The following is a 4,634-nucleotide window of genomic DNA, read 5'->3' as shown; positions in this document are numbered from 1 at the left end:
ATCGGCGGTTCGGATCTGGGGCCCGTCATGACGGCGCGGGCGCTCGCGCCTTATCATGACGGGCCGCGTCTTCATTTCGTCTCCAACGTCGATGGGGCGCATTTCGCCGATACGATCAAGATTCTCGACCCGGCGCGAACGCTGGTGGTCGTCGCGTCGAAGACCTTTACGACGATCGAAACCATGACCAACGCCAAGGCGGCGCGCGCCTGGCTCGTCGACGCGCTCGGCGAAGGCGTCGTAAAAAATCATCTCGTCGCCTTGTCCAATGCAGTTTCTCGATGCGCGGAATTCGGCGTCGCCAGCGACCGCATTTTCGGATTCGGAGAATGGGTCGGCGGCCGCTACTCGATCTGGTCGTCCATCGGCCTCCCCTTGATGCTGGCCATAGGCGAGGCGCGTTTCCGCGAGTTTCTCGCCGGCGCCTTCGCCATGGACGAGCATTTCCGGCACGCGCCGCCGCGTGAAAATCTGCCGGTTCTGCTGGGCCTGGTCGGCGTCTGGCACCGTGCCGTCTGCGCCCATCCGTCACGAGCGATCCTGCCCTATGATCAGCGCCTTCATCGCCTGCCCGCCTATCTGCAGCAGCTCGACATGGAGTCGAATGGAAAAAGCGTCACGCTTTCGGGCGAACCGGTGAGGCGCCCCACGGGTCCGATCGTCTGGGGCGAGCCGGGGACCAATGGCCAGCACGCCTTCTATCAATTGCTCCACCAGGGGACCGACGTCATTCCCTGCGAATTTATCATCGCGGCGCAGGGACATGAACCGGAGCTCGCGCGCCACCACATGCTTCTGGTCGCCAATTGTCTGGCGCAATCCGAGGCGTTGATGATCGGAAGAAGCCCGCAGGAAGCCGAAGCGCAGTGCTTTGAAAAAAGCGCCAATGCGGCCGAATCAAAAAAGCTGGCGCCGCACAAGACCTTTCCGGGCAGCCGTCCTTCGGTCACGATCGCCTATGGCGCGCTCGATCCCTACGCTCTCGGAAGGCTCATTGCGCTCTACGAACATCGCGTCTTTGTCGAAGCAGCGATTTTCGACATCAACGCCTTCGATCAATGGGGCGTCGAGCTCGGCAAGGAACTCGCCACCGACCTCCTGCCCATCGTTTCCGGCGCCGTGTCCGCGCAGAACAAGGATCCCTCGACACGGGGCCTGGTCGCGCATCTGCGCGAACTTGCGTCGGCCGGGCCGGAAGGTTGAACAGAGAGGTTTCTTCCATGTCGCTGACCATTGCGATCGTCGCCCACGATGAAAAGAAAAAGGCTTTGGCCGATTGGGTCGACCGCCACAAGGAGCTTTTGCGCGCGCATCGCCTGATCGCGACCGCAACCACCGGCGCCTTGGTCGGCCGGTCGTGCCCCGAGCTGAGAATAGATCCCGTCAAATCGGGTCCCCTTGGCGGCGACCAGCAGATCGGCGCCATGATCGCCGAGGGAAAGATCGACCTGCTGATCTTCTTTCCAGATCCGCTCTCCGCTATGCCGCACGATGTCGATGTGAAGGCGCTGCTGCGGCTCGCTCTCGTTTACGACACACCCTGCGCTTTCAACGCCTCCAGCGCCGATTGTGTCGTCGCCAGTGGAATGCTCGAACGACTATCTTCGGCGGATCGCGCCCGTCTCTAATGGTCGATGCGCCCACGAACGTGAGGAGAAGGAGCCCGCCCCGTGACGCCTCTGACGGCGAAACCGCCTCTTGGCCCGAACACCAAATTGTGCATGTCGCTCGCCGGCCGTCCCGGCGTGTTTGGCTCGCGCTTCCATAACTTTCTATACGAACAACTGGGTCTCGATTTCGTCTATAAGGCATTTACGACCACCGACCTTCCGGCCGCGATCAATGGCGTTCGCGCGCTAGGCGTCCGAGGTTGCGCCATTTCCATGCCGTTCAAGGAGACGGTGATCCCCTTGCTGGACCGGCTTGACGGTTCGGCCGCCGCCATCGCCAGCGTGAACACGATCGTCAATGATGAAGGCTGCCTGACCGGCTTCAATACCGATTACAAAGCCATCGTCGATCTCCTCCACACGAATGAGATCGACCCCGCGACCCCTTTCCTCTTGCGGGGATCAGGCGGCATGGCGAAGGCTGTCGCCGCCGCTCTCCGAAATCGGGGACACAAAGTTGGCGCAATCATCGCTCGCAATGAAGCGGCTGGTCGAGCGCTGGCGCGTTCGTATGCTTTTTCATATGCCGCCGATGAAACAAATCTCTCGGCGCCATTGATCATCAATGCGACGCCATTGGGCATGACAGGCGCCAACGCGGACAAGCTGAGCTTCCGCGAAGAGATCGTCGAAAAATCCAAATTTGTCTTCGATGTCGTGGCGTCCCCTGCCGAGACCCCGCTCATCCAGGCGGCGGCGCGGCGTGGCAGACGTTTGATATCTGGCGGCGAAGTCGCTGTTCTCCAGGCCCTCGAACAATTCGTGCTTTACACCGCCATTCGTCCGGATCCGAACCTTGTCAAAGGCGCGGCCGACTACGCCAGGCTTGGGTAAGTATCCGTTGTCCGCCGGCCGATCAGCCCCCAACTGCCGGTCGCGGTCGCCGACGACCCCTCGCTGAAGCCAAGTTTCCTTTCCATGAGATCGACGAGTCGCAAGAACTGCGGATGCAGCCATTGTCTTTGCGAGCAGCACAGAATTTGGACGTCATCGCGATAACGCGCGCACGAAGCCGCGCCTACGCCAGCAATCGGCGTCATGCCGATGCGTTTGAGCATTGCGCATTGCCGATCCGCGACGCCTGCGGCGCAAATCACAAACCCGTCCCTTTTGCCGGCCGCGCATCCTATTTCTTTCGCGAGCGCCGCTGATCCTGCCGCCAATTGTATGCTGATTCCGAGATCGAAGTTGGAGGTTCGATAATCCGGCTGGACGACCCACCTGCCGACTTCCACGATGTCGTCGTGCGCCGCGCGAAGATTCTGCAACAATTGCGAAAATCGTTCCTGCCCCAGAACCTCCTCGGTTACGCAGGGCGGACCAGCGGGATCGAGATGATAGAGCCGGACGCAGCCGATGAGGCCGCATTCCGCATAGGCGAGGAGATGATAGGCGTGAAGGTCGATCGGGTCGGCATCCGAACAACCGCCCTGCCCCATCGTCCTGAACGCCGGCCGTCTTCCATTGTCGAACAGCGCGCTCCCTCGCAAGGATCGCACTTCCGCGAGCCAGTCCGGGCATGAAAATTCAGCATCGTGCGATGAGATCGCGGTCGGGGGCGCCATGATCTGGAATCGAATGGACTGGTGCGGAAGGGTGACGCAATTGTCGGCGCGACGCAGATGGTCCTTTGCCAATCTTAGGCAGTCGCCGAGAAAGTCCGCGTAAGCATCGAGCGCCGCGCTCCCCGCCGTCGCCAATGCCGGCAGGCTCCACGGGGCCTGTTCCAGCAAATCCGTCAGCATTTGAGCGTTGAGATCGGTGTGCGCGCCATCGAGCGCGATATGCCGCGTGATAAAGCTGAGCGATGAGAGGATGTCCATTCCCAGCAATTCGATGCAGCGCGACAGGACAAGCTCGCCAAAGCGCAGGGGCAGCATCTCGATCTCATATTCGATGGCGACTTGAGCGAACGGCGTTTCGCCCGCGATATTGTCTTCGTGAAGCTTCCGGTAGGTCATCACGCCCGGACTGAGGGCGCGACTGAGCAGGGCGTCAGGATCCAGAGGCGGCCTGTTGCGCTTGTTCCAGCGCGCCGCAAGCGAGCGCAGATCGGCGATCATCAGCAAATGGTGATTTGCCTCGGCCGCCGCATGGCTCCGCAAAGCGTGTCCCAATCGCCCCAATCCCATATCCTCGCTGCGAGCGGCGGCGCGTCTGATCCAGCGCTCGACAGGCTCGGTCATGTGCACGCCAAGAGCGCAGAAATAGATCAGGAACAATTCGCAAAGCGCGCTGTCGCCGTTCTGTTGCAAGGTCTTCACGGCGAAGCTCTCGGCGAAACGTTTTCGCGCGGGCTCCAGGAGATTTTCGTAATCTTGCAAGGCAGCCATCTTCTTGCTCCCTTTGTGATCGCCGTCCGCCGGCACGGCATCGGCCGGATCGCCCGCATCACGTCTGGCGAAGCGTTTCAGCGGGCAGCATCGATGTCGCTCGCCACGCGGGATAAAGTGCGCCGAGCGCGCAAAGCCCGACGACGCCGACAGATGTTTTCAGAACCAGCGCCGGATCGGGACGAAACGAAAGAATGTCGCCGATGGCGGGCAGATATTCGAAAAACAACGAAACGCCTAAAGACAGCGGGACTCCCACCGCGCAGCCTCCAATGCCAATCAGCGCGCCCTCGATGATGATTGACGTCATCGTGCGCGTTCTCGACCAGCCGATCGCCGTTACGATGGCAATCTCCCGGGCGCGCTCTTGCACCGCCATTAGCAAAGCGTTGAAGACGCTCAGCCCGCCCAGCGCAAGCGCGATCAGCGAAACCGCTCGTGATATGGCTTTCATGACCAAGAGGTTTCGGTCGTGCTGCAGCAATTGAGCGGTCGGCGTCGCCGTCAGAGAGTCGATGCGCGCGACATCGGCCTTGACGACATCGATATCGGAGGACGTCAGCGAAGGTCGAAGCTTGATCTGAAACAGCGAAACCTGCCCTTGTCGGAAGGCGATTTCCTGCAAGTCCGA

General features: G+C 61.0%; 5 protein-coding genes. 3 read left to right on the top strand and 2 right to left on the bottom strand.

Going from position 1 to position 4,634, the window contains the following annotated elements; translation table 11 throughout:
* From pgi to ACE3S9_RS15190, 3 genes are all read left to right on the top strand, one after another.
* Positions 1-1,203: glucose-6-phosphate isomerase (gene pgi / locus ACE3S9_RS15200; RefSeq protein WP_374547326.1), on the top strand; the 1,203-nt coding region annotated here is incomplete at its 5' end.
* A 17-nt stretch (positions 1,204-1,220) separates the two neighbouring features.
* A complete protein-coding gene (locus ACE3S9_RS15195) occupies positions 1,221-1,628 on the top strand; it encodes a methylglyoxal synthase (RefSeq protein WP_374547325.1) in 408 nt (135 codons plus the stop codon).
* Between the two features lie 42 nt (positions 1,629-1,670).
* On the top strand, positions 1,671-2,504 hold the full coding sequence (locus ACE3S9_RS15190; RefSeq protein ID WP_374547324.1) for a shikimate 5-dehydrogenase: 834 nt from the start codon (positions 1,671-1,673) through the stop codon (positions 2,502-2,504).
* Here ACE3S9_RS15190 and ACE3S9_RS15185 read toward each other — a convergent pair.
* Together ACE3S9_RS15185 and ACE3S9_RS15180 are read right to left on the bottom strand one after the other, a co-directional pair.
* The gene (locus ACE3S9_RS15185; protein ID WP_374547323.1) at positions 2,486-3,550 is read right to left on the bottom strand and encodes a GNAT family N-acyltransferase; all 1,065 of its coding nucleotides are present in this window, start codon (positions 3,548-3,550) and stop codon (positions 2,486-2,488) included. The two genes, ACE3S9_RS15190 and ACE3S9_RS15185, sit on opposite strands and share 19 nt — an antisense overlap.
* Positions 3,551-4,061: 511 nt before the next feature.
* Positions 4,062-4,634 (bottom strand): ABC transporter permease (locus ACE3S9_RS15180; protein ID WP_374547322.1); only part of this gene is annotated, 573 nt, incomplete at its 5' end.

Origin of the sequence: Rhodoblastus sp. (assembly GCF_041915505.1) — a bacterium.
Classification (GTDB): domain Bacteria; phylum Pseudomonadota; class Alphaproteobacteria; order Rhizobiales; family Beijerinckiaceae; genus Rhodoblastus.
Note: the sequence above shows the minus strand (reverse complement) of the source record. Positions and strands in the feature narration are given on the sequence as shown.

Excerpts from the sequence above, each read along its gene's own strand:
- ACE3S9_RS15195 (WP_374547325.1), top strand. The coding sequence starts at position 1,221 with ATGTCGCTGACCATTGCGATCGTCGCCCACGATGAAAAGAAAAAGGCT.
- ACE3S9_RS15185 (WP_374547323.1), bottom strand. The coding sequence starts at position 3,550 with ATGCTGCCCCTGCGCTTTGGCGAGCTTGTCCTGTCGCGCTGCATCGAA.